The organism is Cylindrospermum stagnale PCC 7417 (assembly GCF_000317535.1).
Lineage (GTDB): Bacteria > Cyanobacteriota > Cyanobacteriia > Cyanobacteriales > Nostocaceae > Cylindrospermum > Cylindrospermum stagnale.
On record NC_019757.1, the window covers coordinates 2,417,058 to 2,431,463 of the forward strand.

The 14,406-nt window shown below is 40.8% G+C and carries 19 protein-coding genes; 5 read left to right on the forward strand and 14 right to left on the reverse strand.

Translation table 11 applies throughout. The features are described 5' to 3' along the window. Positions 1–18 precede the first annotated feature (18 nt). Positions 19–306 carry a hypothetical protein gene (locus tag CYLST_RS09795; protein ID WP_015207559.1) on the reverse strand — a complete coding sequence of 96 codons (288 nt, stop codon included), beginning with the start codon at positions 304–306 and terminating at the stop codon, positions 19–21. Positions 307–511: 205 nt separating this feature from the next. Here CYLST_RS09795 and rnc point away from each other — a divergent pair, with 205 nt between their 5' ends. Then, positions 512–1,231, forward strand: a complete 720-nt coding sequence (rnc, locus tag CYLST_RS09800) for a ribonuclease III (protein WP_015207560.1) — start codon at positions 512–514, stop codon at positions 1,229–1,231. Between the two features lie 35 nt (positions 1,232–1,266). Next, a complete protein-coding gene (locus CYLST_RS09805; RefSeq protein ID WP_015207561.1) occupies positions 1,267–2,340 on the forward strand; it encodes a Gfo/Idh/MocA family protein in 1,074 nt (357 codons plus the stop codon). 48 nt (positions 2,341–2,388) lie between these two features. On the opposite strand, the gene CYLST_RS09810 is transcribed toward CYLST_RS09805, so the two are convergent. Both CYLST_RS09810 and CYLST_RS09815 read right to left on the reverse strand, forming a co-directional pair. Then, complete coding sequence (locus tag CYLST_RS09810; protein ID WP_015207562.1) at positions 2,389–3,591, reverse strand: RNA-guided endonuclease InsQ/TnpB family protein; 1,203 nt, start codon at positions 3,589–3,591, stop codon at positions 2,389–2,391. 155 nt (positions 3,592–3,746) lie between these two features. Continuing rightward, entirely contained in the window at positions 3,747–5,807 is a 2,061-nt protein-coding gene (locus CYLST_RS09815; RefSeq protein ID WP_015207563.1) for a sensor histidine kinase, read from the reverse strand. 401 nt (positions 5,808–6,208) lie between these two features. Between CYLST_RS09815 and CYLST_RS09820 the strand changes: the two genes are divergently transcribed. The 3 genes from CYLST_RS09820 to CYLST_RS09830 all read left to right on the forward strand — a co-directional run bounded on the left by CYLST_RS09820 (position 6,209) and on the right by CYLST_RS09830 (position 8,683). Next, positions 6,209–6,961: a RibD family protein gene (locus CYLST_RS09820; RefSeq protein ID WP_015207564.1), complete on the forward strand. Its 753-nt coding sequence runs from the start codon at positions 6,209–6,211 to the stop codon at positions 6,959–6,961. A 60-nt stretch (positions 6,962–7,021) separates the two neighbouring features. Next, positions 7,022–8,203 carry a GNAT family N-acetyltransferase gene (locus CYLST_RS09825; protein ID WP_015207565.1) on the forward strand — a complete coding sequence of 394 codons (1,182 nt, stop codon included), beginning with the start codon at positions 7,022–7,024 and terminating at the stop codon, positions 8,201–8,203. 96 nt (positions 8,204–8,299) lie between these two features. After that, on the forward strand, positions 8,300–8,683 hold the full coding sequence (locus CYLST_RS09830) for a DUF4346 domain-containing protein (RefSeq protein WP_015207566.1): 384 nt from the start codon (positions 8,300–8,302) through the stop codon (positions 8,681–8,683). A 23-nt stretch (positions 8,684–8,706) separates the two neighbouring features. Here the strand turns inward: CYLST_RS09830 and CYLST_RS34340 are convergent, their stop codons facing one another. The 11 genes from CYLST_RS34340 to CYLST_RS34350 all read right to left on the reverse strand — a co-directional run bounded on the left by CYLST_RS34340 (position 8,707) and on the right by CYLST_RS34350 (position 14,333). Beyond that, positions 8,707–8,895 (reverse strand): hypothetical protein, encoded by a 189-nt coding sequence (locus CYLST_RS34340; RefSeq protein WP_157162555.1) that lies wholly within the window; start codon positions 8,893–8,895, stop codon positions 8,707–8,709. A 92-nt stretch (positions 8,896–8,987) separates the two neighbouring features. Then, the gene (locus tag CYLST_RS09835) at positions 8,988–10,184 is read right to left on the reverse strand and encodes a DarT ssDNA thymidine ADP-ribosyltransferase family protein (protein ID WP_015207567.1); all 1,197 of its coding nucleotides are present in this window, start codon (positions 10,182–10,184) and stop codon (positions 8,988–8,990) included. A gap of 9 nt (positions 10,185–10,193) precedes the next feature. Further along, positions 10,194–10,403, reverse strand: a complete 210-nt coding sequence (locus CYLST_RS09840) for a hypothetical protein (RefSeq protein ID WP_015207568.1) — start codon at positions 10,401–10,403, stop codon at positions 10,194–10,196. After that, positions 10,400–10,747 carry an AAA domain-containing protein gene (locus tag CYLST_RS09845; protein ID WP_085960589.1) on the reverse strand — a complete coding sequence of 116 codons (348 nt, stop codon included), beginning with the start codon at positions 10,745–10,747 and terminating at the stop codon, positions 10,400–10,402. Before CYLST_RS09845 ends, CYLST_RS09840 begins: the two co-directional genes overlap by 4 nt. A gap of 26 nt (positions 10,748–10,773) precedes the next feature. After that, positions 10,774–11,199, reverse strand: a complete 426-nt coding sequence (locus tag CYLST_RS09850) for a hypothetical protein (RefSeq protein WP_041233044.1) — start codon at positions 11,197–11,199, stop codon at positions 10,774–10,776. Positions 11,200–11,334: 135 nt separating this feature from the next. After that, entirely contained in the window at positions 11,335–12,066 is a 732-nt protein-coding gene (gene psb32, locus CYLST_RS09855; RefSeq protein ID WP_015207569.1) for a photosystem II repair protein Psb32, read from the reverse strand. Between the two features lie 464 nt (positions 12,067–12,530). After that, complete coding sequence (locus CYLST_RS34345) at positions 12,531–12,836, reverse strand: cell envelope integrity TolA family protein (RefSeq protein ID WP_015207570.1); 306 nt, start codon at positions 12,834–12,836, stop codon at positions 12,531–12,533. 323 nt (positions 12,837–13,159) lie between these two features. Continuing rightward, positions 13,160–13,393: a type II toxin-antitoxin system RelE/ParE family toxin gene (locus tag CYLST_RS09865; RefSeq protein ID WP_015207571.1), complete on the reverse strand. Its 234-nt coding sequence runs from the start codon at positions 13,391–13,393 to the stop codon at positions 13,160–13,162. After that, positions 13,381–13,575, reverse strand: coding sequence for a hypothetical protein (locus CYLST_RS09870; protein WP_041233555.1), 195 nt, complete (start codon positions 13,573–13,575; stop codon positions 13,381–13,383). The genes CYLST_RS09865 and CYLST_RS09870 overlap by 13 nt, the downstream gene beginning before the upstream one ends. Positions 13,576–13,659: 84 nt before the next feature. Then, entirely contained in the window at positions 13,660–14,187 is a 528-nt protein-coding gene (locus CYLST_RS09875; RefSeq protein WP_015207573.1) for a DUF29 family protein, read from the reverse strand. Continuing rightward, positions 14,184–14,333 carry a hypothetical protein gene (locus CYLST_RS34350; RefSeq protein ID WP_157162556.1) on the reverse strand — a complete coding sequence of 50 codons (150 nt, stop codon included), beginning with the start codon at positions 14,331–14,333 and terminating at the stop codon, positions 14,184–14,186. Before CYLST_RS34350 ends, CYLST_RS09875 begins: the two co-directional genes overlap by 4 nt. Between the last annotated feature and the right edge of the window lie 73 nt (positions 14,334–14,406).

The following is a 14,406-nucleotide window of genomic DNA, read 5'->3' on the forward strand; positions in this document are numbered from 1 at the left end:
ATCAAATTATTAACGGCTCTACCGATCCCTTTTTTGATGGAATTGAAAGGCGTTAATATCGTCCCAAAGCTCTGAAACAGGGTAAGTTTGTCCTGCTGCTGCAACCTGTCGCACAGACTCTTGTAAATCAGCTAATATTTGTGCTTTTGGCTCTTGTTCATCAATCCAAGCTAAACCACTGGCGTTATCAGAGTTTATGGAACTTATAAGCTGTTGCCAAAGTTCTAGGGGGACGAGTACATCGGTTGTTTCTCCGTCCACATTGGTGACATAGCGAATCTGACTTTCAATTTGTGCGATCGCCATCGGTTGATCTCTGGTTTCATATTTTTATTGTAGGGTATGCGATAGCGAAGCGCTCCGTAGGAATCGCTTTCTTTCACATACCGCAGCTAGTTGAAGTTCTGAGAACGCTGACACAGTAAGATTTTTAACAAAAAAATCACTTGTATTTATACTCTATCTTTAGTGCTAAGTTAAAAGTTATTAGCCCATTCTCCCCCACTTTTTAATGTCTCCTGTTTATCCTCGCCGTCAGCGGCAACTTGAAAGCTTAGTCCAAAAGTTAGGTTTGTCACTAAATGCGCCGATAAAGTGGCAACTGCTGGATTTGGGGCTAACTCATCCCACTGTGTCCGAGTCGGCAAATTATGAGCAGTTGGAGTTTGTTGGTGATGCGGTGGTGCGGTTGGTGGCTGCTATTGTGTTATGGAAACATTATCCTGATTGTCCGGTGGGTGATTTTGCGGCGATTCGTTCGGTATTAGTGAGCGATCGCATTCTCGCCCAATTAGCCAGAGAATATGGTTTAGAGCTATACTTACTGGTCGCTGGCAGTGCTACTGCTGATCAAGTTGGTCAGGAGTCACGACTGGCAGATGCTTTTGAAGCAGTTTTAGGAGCGCTTTATTTAAGCACTCACAATCTAGAACTAATTCGCCCTTGGCTAGACCCCCACTTCCAAAAGCTAGCGACAGAAATTCGCCTTGATCCTGCCAGACTGAACTACAAAGCTGCTCTACAAGAATGGACTCAAGCACAATTTAAAGTTTTACCAGAATATCGGGTTGTCGAAGTCAGTCAACCCCACCACACTCAAGAGCGTTTCGCCGCCCAAGTGTGGTTACATGAAAAAATGCTAGGAGAAGGTAAGGGACGCTCGATTAAAGCCGCTGAACAGGCCGCCGCCAAAGTAGCTTTTTTAGCAATTAGCGCACAGGAAAAACCTTAACTGGTTACTGGGGAAGCAGAGGGAACAAATGACAAATGACTAAAACTAAAATTGCTGTCATCGGTGTGGGACGTTGGGGAGTGCATTTACTGCGAAATTTTTTAGCACACCCCCAAGTGAATGTTGTGGCGGTAGTAGACCCCAATCCAGAACGATTGGCAGCGGTAAAACAACAATTTAACTTAGATGAAAATATATTATTAACAACCGAGTGGCAAGCTCTCAAGCAAGTGCCGGGGCTAACAGGGGTGGTAATTGCCACAACTGCTTCCACCCACTATGCCTTAATTAAGGATGCTCTCAACCAGGGTTACCATGTTTTGGCAGAAAAACCCTTAACTCTCAACCCAGTAGAATGTCGGGAACTTTGCCAATTAGCAGAGCAACAACACTCGATACTCATGGTTGATCACACTTATCTATTTCACCCAGCAGTTGAGCGAGGACAAGCTGTAATTCAGGCGGGTAAATTAGGTGATTTACGCTATGGCTACGCTACCCGCACTCATTTAGGCCCTGTCCGGCAGGATGTTGATGCCCTGTGGGACTTAGCTATTCATGATATTGCCATCTTTAACAACTGGCTAAATCAGTTACCTGTAAAAGTGCAAGCAACGGGTACGGTTTGGTTACAAGGGGGAATTCTTGAAGAAGCCTCTTTCTTGTCTGCTCCCAGTCCCCAATCTCCTCTAGCTGATTTAGTTTGGGTGACGCTGACATATGCAGATGGCTTTCAAGCATATATTCACCTGTGCTGGCTCAATCCAGATAAACAGAGACGATTAGGGATTGTGGGTAGCTTAGGTAGCTTGATTTTTGATGAGATGTCTCCCTCGTCGCCTTTAACCTTGCTACATGGTGAGTTTGCACAACAGGGGAATCAATTTATGCCTGTGAATCAACGACAAGAGGTGCTGGAGATAAAAACAGGTGAACCATTGCAGCGGGTTTGCGATCGCTTTGTTGTCTCTATCCTCCAGAATGTTCCCCCAGTGATTTCCTCAGGCCGGGTAGGTACAGACTTAGTGGAAATTCTTGCCGCTTTGACAGCATCCTTAAACCAGGGCGGTAAGCCTATTTTTCTGAACTTAACACATCAAACGCTTTGACACTCTCAGGGAAGACAGCCGCTGAGATTCTTTAATCAAAGACATGACTTACTCAGATAGGATTTCTCCAACCTGAATAGAGGTCTTGTCTCCTAAAGCGTTGCTTGCGTCTAGCGCAAAAGTTCCCATATGCCCTACGGTACTCAATCCTCGACTAAGGATATTTCTAGCTGCGTTTTCGTCCCTATCCATGATGCACCCACACTGACAAACGTGGGTTCTGGTGGATAAGGTTTTCTTAACAATTTCACCGCAGCTAGAGCATTCCTGGCTAGTATATTGCGGATTAACCGCCACCGTGACTTTCTTGAACACTTTGGCAAAGTATTCAAGCCAGACACGAAACTGATACCAAGATACGTCATTAATGGACTTAGCTAGACAATGATTTTTCACCAAATTTTTAATCCTCAAATCTAGCCTTCGGCACGGCGAAGCGCCTACGTAGGCTATCAAGTCGTTAGACTGAACTACGCACCGTGCTAATTTCACAGCATGGTCTTTACGTTGCCTACTTATTTTGAGGTGGCGTTTTCCTAAAATCTGTCTAGCTTTGCCTCGATTTTTTGACCCTTTGACTTTTCTAGAAACGCGACGTTGTGAACGTTTAAGAACCTTTTCTCCTTCACGAAGAAACTTAGGATTCTCAATCATTACGCCATTGGAATCGGTGTAGTATTCTTTTAATCCTACATCCAATCCAATAGTGTTACCAGATGGTTCTATGTTTTCTTGACGGATAACATCAATACAAAATTGACAATAATAACCATCAGCCCGTTTTACCAATCTTACCCGTTTAATTTGGTTGATTTGGTAGAAATGAAGGTCACGAGTCCCCTTGATTTTTAATCTGCCAATACCTTTTTTGTCAGTAAAAGTGATGGATTTACGATCCGAAGCAAGCTTCCATCCTGATGTTTTGTATTCAACAGAACGACAATCTTTTTGGAATTGAGGATATCCCTTTAAACCAGGAATATTCTTCTTGCAATTATCATAAAACCGAGAGATAGAAGCCCATGCTCTTTCTGCACTAGCTTGTCTAGCCATTGAATTGAGTTCATTAGCAAATGGAAAATTAGCCGCTAAGACAGCACAATATTTCTGCAAGTCGTTTTTGCCTGTATCCAAAACATCTATCCATAGCCGAACACAGCTATTACGAATGAATTGTGCAGTCCGAATTGCATCATCTATTGCTGTTAGCTGAACTGATTTCCCGTAAACCTTAAACTCAAAAACTAGCATCTCTCTACCTCTAATCTTATACTACAACTCCCGGCGTAAGATTGTCAATACTTGGTAGCATAAAATTGAAGGCGGTTAAAACCACCCGTGTCGCTTATATCTCTTTCTCTGAAGCCACTGAGCTTTACGCTTACCGGGTATTGCTGTAAGATGATTCACCTTTCAGATGTCCCATTAACACAAGCTTCTCCTTTGGGAAAGCTGGGAATGATGCTTGGTTGGGGCGGGAAACTCACGTCGCAAGTTTCTCCTTTCTCTTCATCTACCACTGCTTTTGAAGAACCGTAAATCCCCAAAGGTGGCTCTTCCCGCCCTTTAGAGTAGCGGCTTCCCCTTGTCCCCTCCCCTTGTTCTTCTGAAGTAGGTAACAGAGAGATATCAATCAAAGGTAATACAATCAGCACTGTCGTACCTTGATGCAAACCCCCACTCTCAAGATTAATTTTACCTCCCATAAGTTCGATTAAGTTCCGGGAAATTGCTAGTCCTAATCCGGTACCCTCAAACTTGCGTGTGCTTGTGTCATTCACCATCACAAAGGGGCGAAATAGTTTGTGCTGCTGGGCAGGATCAACGCCTACACCTGTATCTTTAATAGAAACCATCACTTGAGATTTACCATCAACTTGGTGAATTTCTGTACAAATTGCGATGCTTCCTTCGTCGGTGAATTTAGTGGCATTGCCGATGATATTAATCAGCACCTGCTTGAGTTTTGCCCCATCTGCCTTAATTGGTATCCGTTCACTACCTAGCTCACATTTGAGTTGCAAACCCTTTTGCTGAACATTAACCGACTGTAAATTAATTACCTCTAACAGTATTTGTCGTAAATCAATAGGTTCTGTGACTACTGAGAGTTTTCCCGCTTCAATTTTAGAAATGTCTAGTAACTCATTGATAATGCCTAACAAGTGAATCGCTGTTTCATCGGCACGCTTGAGGAATTCCATTTCTTCTTCCCGGTTATCACACAAGCCCTCCTCAACTAGGCGAACACAGTTAATAATGATATTTAGTGGGTTTCTCAATTCATGAGAAGTTGTAGCTAAAAACTGACTTTTAATTTGATTGGCAGTTTTTGCTTCTTTCCAAGCTATTTCTAGTTCTTCTGCCCAAGCCTTGAGTCGCTCAACCATCTGGTCTAGTGCTTGTGCTAGTTGATTGAACTCCCGGATTTTGAAGTTGTGGGGAATTGGTTGTGCGCTGTGGTGGCTGTGAATATTCAAAGCGTAGTCTCGTAATTCTTCTACAGGACGTGCCAGGTAAGGAGCTAGATACAGCGATGCCAACAAACTTGCGCCAATTAAGCCAACTGTTAAAACAATGAGGATAAGTTTGATTTCCTCTAAACCAAACAGGGCATTTTCCACACTCGTTACAGCTAAAATGATCCATTTTTGCTGCCGCTGTTGTGTCATAGGATTGACAATAGCCGTATAGCCAGCAACTAATTCTTTACCATCTGTAAAATACAAATGTATAGAATCGCTTTGCCCAGCGATCGCTTTTTTAACAATGCTTTTCAGTCGGTCAGCATCCGGATGATTTTGGATATTAGTACCCACTCGGTCTGCCAAAGGATGAAGCAAAATTGTACCATCTTCAGCAATTATTACCGTAGAGCCGGTGAGTGACCCTGGCTGATTTGTAATTTGTTGGTGCAATGCGGTCTGAAGACTTAAGACATAAGCCAAATCCCCACTGCGACTGTAGACTGGCACAGACAAAAGGAATTGCAGTTGATTTTGTGGATCTCTCTTGCCAGTTGTTCCGGCTTTTGGCGGTAATATTGCTTTGATATTAACGTCATCACTAGACAAAGATTCTCTCAATTCACCAATTCTTGTGTCGCCACAACTACTGGCAATGATGTTGCCTTTTTGTAGATTTGTTAATTGAATGCAATCAATTTTGGTTGGTAGTGTTTCCGCTAACTGAGTGAGAAATTTTTGGGCTTTTGCTGGCGAACCTGACTGAATGACTTTTGTTTGACTGGCACTGAGCAAGTTGCTTCTTAGCGCCGCGATAGCATCGATAATTTTATCACCTTTGTTGATGGCGCTTTCTGTTAAGTTTTGCCGGGCAGTTTTCAATAGACTAGAGCGTGCCTTATTCAAGGCGACAATTTCCCCTATAAATAAAACTGGGACAAACAGAATTAATATTCTTGTTACTAAAATTCGACGAAAGGATGATTGACGAGACTTAGCCATCGAGTGTCTCACTTCGCATCTGCAAACCACAACAGCAACAATATGCAATTAGACGGGCTAAATGAGACATTTTATTAAGTTATCACTACTTCATTGTAACTTTTTAAAAGTATCAAATTGCCATTATGCAGAAAGAAACATGGTATACCAAAACTCATAGATGGTAGATGTAAAAGCAACTCGTGTTGCATATGAATACAGGAATCAAATTCGTAAACAGTAACTTGCAGGCAGAAATTTATTTAAGATCAACAGACTAGTACCGCAGGGCGGAATTCAAAATTCAAAATTCAAAATTCAAAATGAATACAGCGTAAGCGTTTCATTGATTTGGAATGGGTGGTTTATTTACGCCGTGCTGTACTAGCAAGGAAAATAACAAAACTATCAAACCTAACTTTATGGAGCAACATCGTCCTCATACCACAGTTGTTTTGGCAATGAGTGCAGATGGTAAAATAGCAGATTTTAGGCGATCGCCTGCTCGGTTTGGCTCAGGGGCTGATAAAGCACACCTGGAAAAGCAAATCGCTGCCTCTGATGCCGTTTTATTTGGTGCTGGTACTCTCCGTGGCTACGGTACAACAATCACCGTATCACAGCCAACACTGCTACAGCAACGTACACAGGAAGGTAAGCCAAACCAGCCAGTTCATATAGTAATTTCGCACTCTGGCAACCTCAATCCGGAAATTAACTTCTTCAGGCAACCTGTGAGACGCTGGTTGCTGACGACAACAGCAGGGGCAATTTTCTGGCAAAAACGCTTACGGTCAATTCCTAACTTGCGGGAAGGCGTGCCGCCTACAACAGGGACAACTTCCGCACAGGAGTACCCTCCAGAATTTGAGCAGATTCTGGTTTTTGAAACACCAACGGGAAAAATTGACCTTGTCGCTGCTCTACAACACCTGGCATCTCTACAGATAACACGCCTAGCGGTCTTGGGTGGAGGTCAATTAGTCGCTTCTATGGTGGAATCTGATTTAATTGATGAATTCTGGTTGACTATCTGTCCGCTCATTTTAGGTGGTGCAGCAGCACCTACACCTGTAGAAGGGCAAGGATTTTTATCCCATTTAGCTCCCAAGTTGCAACTACTAGAAGTTCAAACAGTGGAGGAAGAAGTGTTTTTGCACTATCGGCGGCAATGACCAGTTGTCTTAGATTACTCTAAATAGAGCTTTCGCTAACTTTTGTATCTTAACCAGACGATGGTAAAACCACTCAAGCCTCGTTATTCTGTTGTTTGGACAAACAAAATCGTTGAAGTACCCCAAAATGCCTGGGATGCTTTGGCTATGCCACTAAAAACCCCATTTTTAGAATGGGAGTGGCTGAACAATCTCGAAATCTCCCACAGTGCTACAGCCAAAACTGGCTGGTTACCAAATCACTTGACGTTGTGGCGAGATCGATCACTAATTGCTGCCGCCCCACTTTATCTTAAAGGGCATAGTTATGGTGAATTTGTCTTTGATCAACAGTGGGCAGAATTAGCCTCTCGCATCGGAGTAGAGTATTACCCAAAACTGTTGGGAATGACGCCATTTACTCCCGCCGAAGGCTATCGTTTCTTAATTGCTTCTGGGGAAGATGAGGATGAAATCACAGCTATACTGCTGCATGAAATTGACTCTTTTTGCCTAAAAAATGGCATTTCTGGCTGTCATTTTCTCTATGTTGATCCCGAATGGCGTCCTGTTTTAGAACGGCAGGGTTTTGTTCCGTGGCTGCACCATAGCTATATCTGGGAGAATGCTGGGTTTCAGACTTTTGATGACTACTTGACAGTGTTCAATGCCAACCAGCGACGCAATATTAAGCGAGAGCGTAAAGCTGTGTCTAAGGCAGGTTTACGATTGCAACCGCTAACTGGTGATGAAATTCCTCGATCGCTGTTTCCTTTGATGTACCAATTTTATGCTGATACCTGTGATAAATTTGGCTGGTGGGGTAGCAAGTACCTGACAAAAAGTTTTTTTGACCAGCTAGACGCTAATTATCGTCATCGGGTGTTGTTGATTGGCGCATACAGCGAGCAAGATGACCGCCAGCCTGTAGGGATGTCTTTTTGTCTATTTAAGGGTGACAAACTATATGGGCGCTATTGGGGTAGTTTTCAAGAAATAGATTGCTTGCATTTTGATGCTTGCTATTACGCGCCAATTGAATGGGCGATCGCGAATGGTATCCAAACTTTTGACCCTGGTGCTGGTGGACGCCACAAGAAACGGCGCGGTTTTCCGGCGATGCCGAATTATAGTCTGCACCGTTTTTACAATAATCGTTTAGGACAAATCTTACGCCCTTATATCAATGAGGTGAATCAACTGGAACAACAAGAGATTGAGGCGATGAATGCAGAGTTGCCCTTTAGTCAACGCGATGCGTAAAATACCAAGATTGGCAATAAATAGAGGAATGTACAAACTACACTTGAAAATGTAAGGTAAAACGTTAATGAAATAATTTTGCTTTTGAGAAAACTTATGGATTTGATGGTTGTAGATTTGGCGGCGATTGATAACAAGCTTTCCCAGCGTCATATTGATCTTGACCCCGGTGGATATTTCATTATTTACTTGGATCGGAATGCGCGGTTAATTTATGCCAAGCATTTCACAAATGTGATTGACGATCGCGGTTTAGCTGTCGATCCAGAAACGGGGAAAGTCATTCCTGCACGGGGAAAGGTAGAGAGAACTCACGAAACAGTGTTTAGTGGGAGAACAGCGAAGGAACTTTGTGTGCAGATTTTTGAAAAAACTCAGCCCTGTCCTGTTACCTTATTAGATCATGCCAGCTATTTAGGCCGAGAATTTGTCCGAGCCGAAGTGGCTTTAGTGACAGGGCAAGAGTACATCCAAGATTAGGGTAATGGGGACTGGGAACTGGGCTATGAACGGGAGTATCTCAGTACTCTAGTAATCGCGGCTACACGAAGTAAATTCGTCTGCGTAGACTCAAAGGATTTGAAAACCGCGATCGCGTCGCGTTCCGAAAGGAAAGATGGTTTTTTCCTGTGTAGCCGCGATTTCCATTCATCAAGACTAGACAGATTTTTCCAAAAATTGGATGCTTCCATGATGAACCTCCCAATCTCCCCTTCCCCTACTCAATCAGAAATGTGAATTTTTGTGTAACTTAATTAATTTTATTGATTGAAATTTAATTGTTTTAAATCCAATCAAACTTAGGCTGAAATAAATTAGGGCGCACTTGAATCTCACCTTCCCAACCTGCATCACGCACTTTTTTAACATCCAGACTGTTTTTGACGACGATTGCAATTACATCATCTAAAGTAATACTTTCATATACTAAAACTTCCGCTTGAATGTTAGTAGGCAAGTTTTTTGGCTTATTAATTCTTGTTTGTGTTCCTCTCCTAGCATCAACCTGGGGTGCAAACAAACTTTGTAACTTATGTAATCCTTTCCCTAAATGAATGCCCCGATCAGTAGCTGCATTAGTTTCGCAAAATAGTGTCTTATCTTTCCACATATAGTCAGTCCGAATGTAAAGTAAAACCCAACATGAACTTTTAGAACTAATTAAATAGTGATACAGGAAATTATAGTAAGTAACACTACAAAAAACATATTCTAGTTTTCTATCTATTCTTAGAGGATCAATTTGGTTATATTGGCACTTAAGCTCTCGTAACTTTGTATTAGCAAGCACAGCACCTTGCAAACAAATACCATATAAGTTTTCAATAGACGTAAAATGAACTAAATGTTCAATTTCTCTTTCTGCTACGAAATCCTTAATCGCTTGAGCTTCAGTAGCATCAGAACGAATTAAAGCTGAAGGATACAGACAAGCAGGTGGTTGTTGAGAAAAAAGGTCTTCCCAATCCAATTTTCCTTTTTCACTGAGTTGGGTTAAGACATCAGAGAGATATTGTAACTCTTGTTCCTGAACTAAGAATTGTATTTCATTAGTTTGAATAACGAAAATAGTTGTCTTTCTTCTGGCTTGTGTTGTTCTATCAATAAAGTTAAATCCGGTTACTTTTTTATTGCCTGTAACAATAAAATTTGATGATTGAATGATTTCTTGTATTTCTAGTAATGTAAAATCTTCTATTTGTTGAATATCCTGGCTAATCTCAAAATAATCACTTAAGCAAACCAAATATTGAGGTGCATTAACTATAGATTCTGTTTTAATTTTTCTTCCTTCAAAAGGATCATCAATATAATAAGCATCTTTAGTAGAAGTCGGCTCTAAGATAGAATTAGAACTGTTAAACAACTCTTGAGCAGAAGAATTAACCTGAATTTGAGAGTCTGAATTAACAGTTAAAGCCCCATACTCTTGAAGTTTTGTAGTAGTATCACTAATAAATATGGGATCTATGCAGAGCATATTAGCTATTTACTCAACAGATGTTGATGGATTATTAATATCAATAGCACATTGAAGCACAAACTCTTCAAAAACATCAACTTCACGAGGTTCACTGATAGTCAGTTTTACCTTAGTTTGATGGATGTCATAACGAAAATAATCAGCAGCCAAAACAGAAGCAGAATATGTTTCTTCTATATTTTTTGCTAAAGTTGTTAACTGAGTATTTATAGTCATGGTTCTTGTCTGCATAAATTTTCATCAACAAAACCTTGATAGCGTGCCACCACTTTGGAAACTTCACTATAGATAACATTGCTTGTAAATAAATCATGGCATCCCAAAATTATAAGTAATTCTTTAGCACGAGAAAAAGCTACATTAACTCGTTCGGGTGTCCTAGCAAAGCCAATATTACTATGATAATTATTCCGAACCATACTTACAATAATCACAGACTTTTCCATCCCTTGAAATTCATCAACTGTTCCCGTGCGAATATTAAGATTAGGAAAATTGTAATTAGTAATTTGCGCCCTAATTTTTCTTAATTGTGCGCCATAAAAAGTAATTATTCCTATTTCTTTTTGAGGTTTACCCTCGGCTACTAAAGTAGCCCTTTGGTAGGAAAGCTTTTTTCAATTTCAATATAAGCTGTAAATCGGTCTAAATTGCTTAATAACGGAAGAAGCCCTTGGACGATTTTGATTTTTGGTAGCAATTGATTTTCACAATCTTTAGCTGTATTTTCTCGCCATCTGTCAACTACCCGATGTTGTAAAAAAGATTGTCCATCGCTATGTTTAGTATCTCCTTCTCTTAAAGGACGCAATAAAGGATGATGAGGTAATCTTTCTAAAGCATTATCTACTCCTAAAAGAGCTAAAATGAGTTCGTTTGCCCGTTCATGTAGTTGCCAATTTTGACTATAATTATTTAAGGCTTCTTCTCCTTCTAACCTACGAATTAAGTTTTCACTAACTCTTCCTGTTAGTAAATAACCCCAATCTTGGGGTGTGTCATTATTTGGCATATTTTTTTGCACCCTACCTGACTTGATAATTTGAACCTTTCAGCAAAAACATACACCATCGCTAAATGTGGGGAATGAGTAATTGGCCATAAGTTGTTAAGTACCCAGTACCTAGTACCCAATCCCCAATCCCCATTACCCCTCAGATGATGGTTGAATCGCTAGGTAGATGTAGTAAGTCGCCATTGGAATCACGGTGGCGGCTATTAACAGTCCTACTACCCAAGCAGTAGCGTTACTTTGGTCGGTTTCTTCGGCTTTTTTGAATGTGCCTTCTACCTGAACAGTTTCAATTATTTGGGGTGGGCCGGGATCAGGTTTGCCAGAGAGGACGGCAACTATGCGATCGCGTACATCTAGAAATGCCTGATTGTATTTGTTCCCGTTCCGCAATGGCACACTCAAGGTTTCTGAAGCGACACTTTCGGCGATCGCATCAGTCAGCACAGACTTGACTTTATCACCAGTAATAATGGCGCTACCATTAGTAACTGTGTCAATCACCAACAAGGTTTGATTGGCTTGCACTTCTTTTGTCGGGAACCATTTTTCAAACAGCGCTTTGGTGAAAGTTTGCGGTGTTTCACCGTAGTCAAGGCGACGTATGGTGACGATTCTGACTTCATTGCCAGTTTGCTTGGCCAAATCCGCAAAGGCGCTGCTAATCTGACCTTCATTTAAACGGCTGATGATTTCACCTTGATCTACAATCCAGGTGTCTGCTGCGAGATTGGGTATTTGATACACACCAGTGGCTAAGGTGGGTGGGGCAAATATCGCAGCTGTGATCATCATTGCCACTAAGGGGACAATTAGCCGGATAAGGTATGTTTTACTACTAAATAATTGCTTGAGTAGCCGTTGCATGGGATGAATCCTAAGACAGACTTGCACTCAAAATACTACACAACTGAGGTCAAAATCATCTTATTTACGGTTTTATTCATCGGCAAGTTTCAGCTATCCTGTCCAGTTTGCTACTGCAACCATCAGCTGCGACCAAAAATAATTTTGCCCAATTTACAGTTTACAGGGATTTTCGGTTAAACCATATTCGTCTAAAATTTGGTTTAATGTTACTGATTGTGCCAAAATGTACCTAAGTATTTTGGCACCATAAATCATGGTTTGGCAAGCTGGGCATAAACTACAGGGTGACAAATACGTTATCAAAGAAAAACTGGGAGAAGGTGGTTTTGGGATTACTTACCAAGCACAGCACATACTCCTAAATTTATAACTACTTCAGTTGTGCCCAAAATACCTTCTCACCGACAAAAGCCAATCCTCGATAATATACCTTGGGGTAGGTTATCAGGAGTTGTTTTAGCTTATTCAGCAATGGGCTTTTTTTCAGCACCTTGGGACTGGGCTTTGGCTTGGGTTTTGGCTTGGGGTTTTGCTTTGGTTTTGGCTTCTGCTTCGGATTGGGCTGGGACTTCGGCTTTGGCTTTGTTTATGTTTTTCGCTTTGCTTTCAAATTGGGCTGGGGCTTTTGTTTCTGATTGGGCTTTGGTTTCAGCTTCGGATTTGGCTTGGAATTGGTTTTGGTCTTTGGCTTCGACTTTGGTTTTGGCTTTGGCTTCGGCTTCGGCTTTGACTTCGGCTTGGGAGGAGTTAAAAAAGTCTTTCAGCAAATCCCATAGACTTCTAATTTTGCTGGTAACTTCCTGGTTAGGGTTAGGCTTAGGTTGGTTAGTTTATCAAATATTTCCAATAATTGGACATCGCTAAACTTGCATTTCCACTTTTTGAACCCACAAACCTGCGTATTTTCCCCCGTTTCCTCTAAATGGCGTTTGAGAACCGAAACCCAACAATAAATTTTTACTTTTATATTCTACTTACACCTACAGGCTTTTAGTGTTTTATAAGTTGTGGTTTATTCACCTAATTCGCTAGGTAAATCAGACTGTTTAAGCTGTCTGGATGAATGGAAAATCGTGAGAATATTTACTGCTTAATTGTTCACTTGATATACAATTCTGTAACTACCAAAAATAATCTCTCTAATATTATCTTGACTGATTTCCGGCACAAGACGCCCCAAATATGGAAAGTTTTCTAGCCGTTCTACAGCCTGAAATGCCCGATTTACAAATACTTGAGCAAAACTTGGTGCATCTCGTGAAATAAAATCACCAATTGCCTCTAAATCAGCTAAAGCCTGACTTGTCCAGTTTACTCGTGCCATGTCTTAATCTGCTTTTTGGCTTCTTCATGTGACACGATATTACCAGACTGGAATTGTTGCAAACCTCGATTAACCTTATATAGAAAATAAAGATGTTCCATTACTTCTTCAAAAGTAACTTCCTGTGGCATTTCCTCCACTGCCTTGAGAATTTGATATTTTACAGTAGTATCTGCTGTCATTTGTATTTCCTGCAAGACTTGAATGTAATAATCCAAATTTAACACGTAACATCTTTGCCTCGACTTAGGGCGAAACCAAAAATATTAATCTCCTCTTCTTCCTAACTTCCAATCTTCACCACCTGGTAACTGCATTAAAACTTCCGCTACAGCCGCCGGCAAATTTTTGGCTGACTGGGAATATGTCAAAGTCAAAAAACTCAATGCTGTCTGCATTAACTGAGTTCTATCAACAATTTCTGCAAGTTGAAATTGACTATATACACCATTCATAACTTCCAGACTTGCATCAGCTATAGCATCTTCAATAACTTCTTCTTCTATAAAAATCTCCCATTCATCTTGATTGATGTAGTAAGAATTTTTATTATCTTTGAAATTTGCTTCTTTAATTTCACGGATTGCATTGCGAATGGAAGCAGCCCAAGAATTTGTTAATCGCAGTTCTAAGTGATTTTTAATTAAATGTATCAACAAAATCCTTAAATAAGATTTAATCTGCCGTAGAATAGCTTTTGTACTCATGCCTTCTAATTCATCAACTATTACCAAGGCATCTGCATAACGTCCTTCTAAGATACTATTTTTTAAGTCGATTAATTCTTGTGTCATGCTTCACCACCTGGTAACTTACTGAGATAATCATCCATAATCGCTGGCAATTCCTTTGCTGAATAAGCATAAGTTAAAGCTAGAAACCTAGTCGCTGTAGTTGCAATCTGGTTTCTATCTAGCATTGCTGAAAGTTGAGAGCGCATATATTTTCCATTCAAAACTGTCTTAACCTCAAACTATAAACAGGTTATTGAGAATAAGTAGCAAGCATTTTCA

Bases quoted from the DNA above. Each gene is read 5' to 3' on its own strand.
- CYLST_RS34340 (WP_157162555.1), bottom strand. From the start codon at position 8,895: ATGGAAGCATCCAATTTTTGGAAAAATCTGTCTAGTCTTGATGAATGG.
- CYLST_RS09835 (WP_015207567.1), bottom strand. From the start codon at position 10,184: ATGCTCTGCATAGATCCCATATTTATTAGTGATACTACTACAAAACTT.
- CYLST_RS09830 (WP_015207566.1), top strand. From the start codon at position 8,300: ATGGATTTGATGGTTGTAGATTTGGCGGCGATTGATAACAAGCTTTCC.
- CYLST_RS09805 (WP_015207561.1), top strand. From the start codon at position 1,267: ATGACTAAAACTAAAATTGCTGTCATCGGTGTGGGACGTTGGGGAGTG.
- CYLST_RS09875 (WP_015207573.1), bottom strand. From the start codon at position 14,187: ATGACACAAGAATTAATCGACTTAAAAAATAGTATCTTAGAAGGACGT.
- CYLST_RS09820 (WP_015207564.1), top strand. From the start codon at position 6,209: ATGGAGCAACATCGTCCTCATACCACAGTTGTTTTGGCAATGAGTGCA.
- CYLST_RS09795 (WP_015207559.1), bottom strand. From the start codon at position 306: ATGGCGATCGCACAAATTGAAAGTCAGATTCGCTATGTCACCAATGTG.
- CYLST_RS09870 (WP_041233555.1), bottom strand. From the start codon at position 13,575: ATGACAGCAGATACTACTGTAAAATATCAAATTCTCAAGGCAGTGGAG.
- CYLST_RS09815 (WP_015207563.1), bottom strand. From the start codon at position 5,807: ATGGCTAAGTCTCGTCAATCATCCTTTCGTCGAATTTTAGTAACAAGA.
- CYLST_RS09850 (WP_041233044.1), bottom strand. From the start codon at position 11,199: ATGCCAAATAATGACACACCCCAAGATTGGGGTTATTTACTAACAGGA.
- CYLST_RS34350 (WP_157162556.1), bottom strand. From the start codon at position 14,333: ATGCGCTCTCAACTTTCAGCAATGCTAGATAGAAACCAGATTGCAACT.
- CYLST_RS09840 (WP_015207568.1), bottom strand. From the start codon at position 10,403: ATGACTATAAATACTCAGTTAACAACTTTAGCAAAAAATATAGAAGAA.
- CYLST_RS09865 (WP_015207571.1), bottom strand. From the start codon at position 13,393: ATGGCACGAGTAAACTGGACAAGTCAGGCTTTAGCTGATTTAGAGGCA.
- CYLST_RS09810 (WP_015207562.1), bottom strand. From the start codon at position 3,591: ATGCTAGTTTTTGAGTTTAAGGTTTACGGGAAATCAGTTCAGCTAACA.
- CYLST_RS09825 (WP_015207565.1), top strand. From the start codon at position 7,022: ATGGTAAAACCACTCAAGCCTCGTTATTCTGTTGTTTGGACAAACAAA.
- rnc (WP_015207560.1), top strand. From the start codon at position 512: ATGTCTCCTGTTTATCCTCGCCGTCAGCGGCAACTTGAAAGCTTAGTC.
- psb32 (WP_015207569.1), bottom strand. From the start codon at position 12,066: ATGCAACGGCTACTCAAGCAATTATTTAGTAGTAAAACATACCTTATC.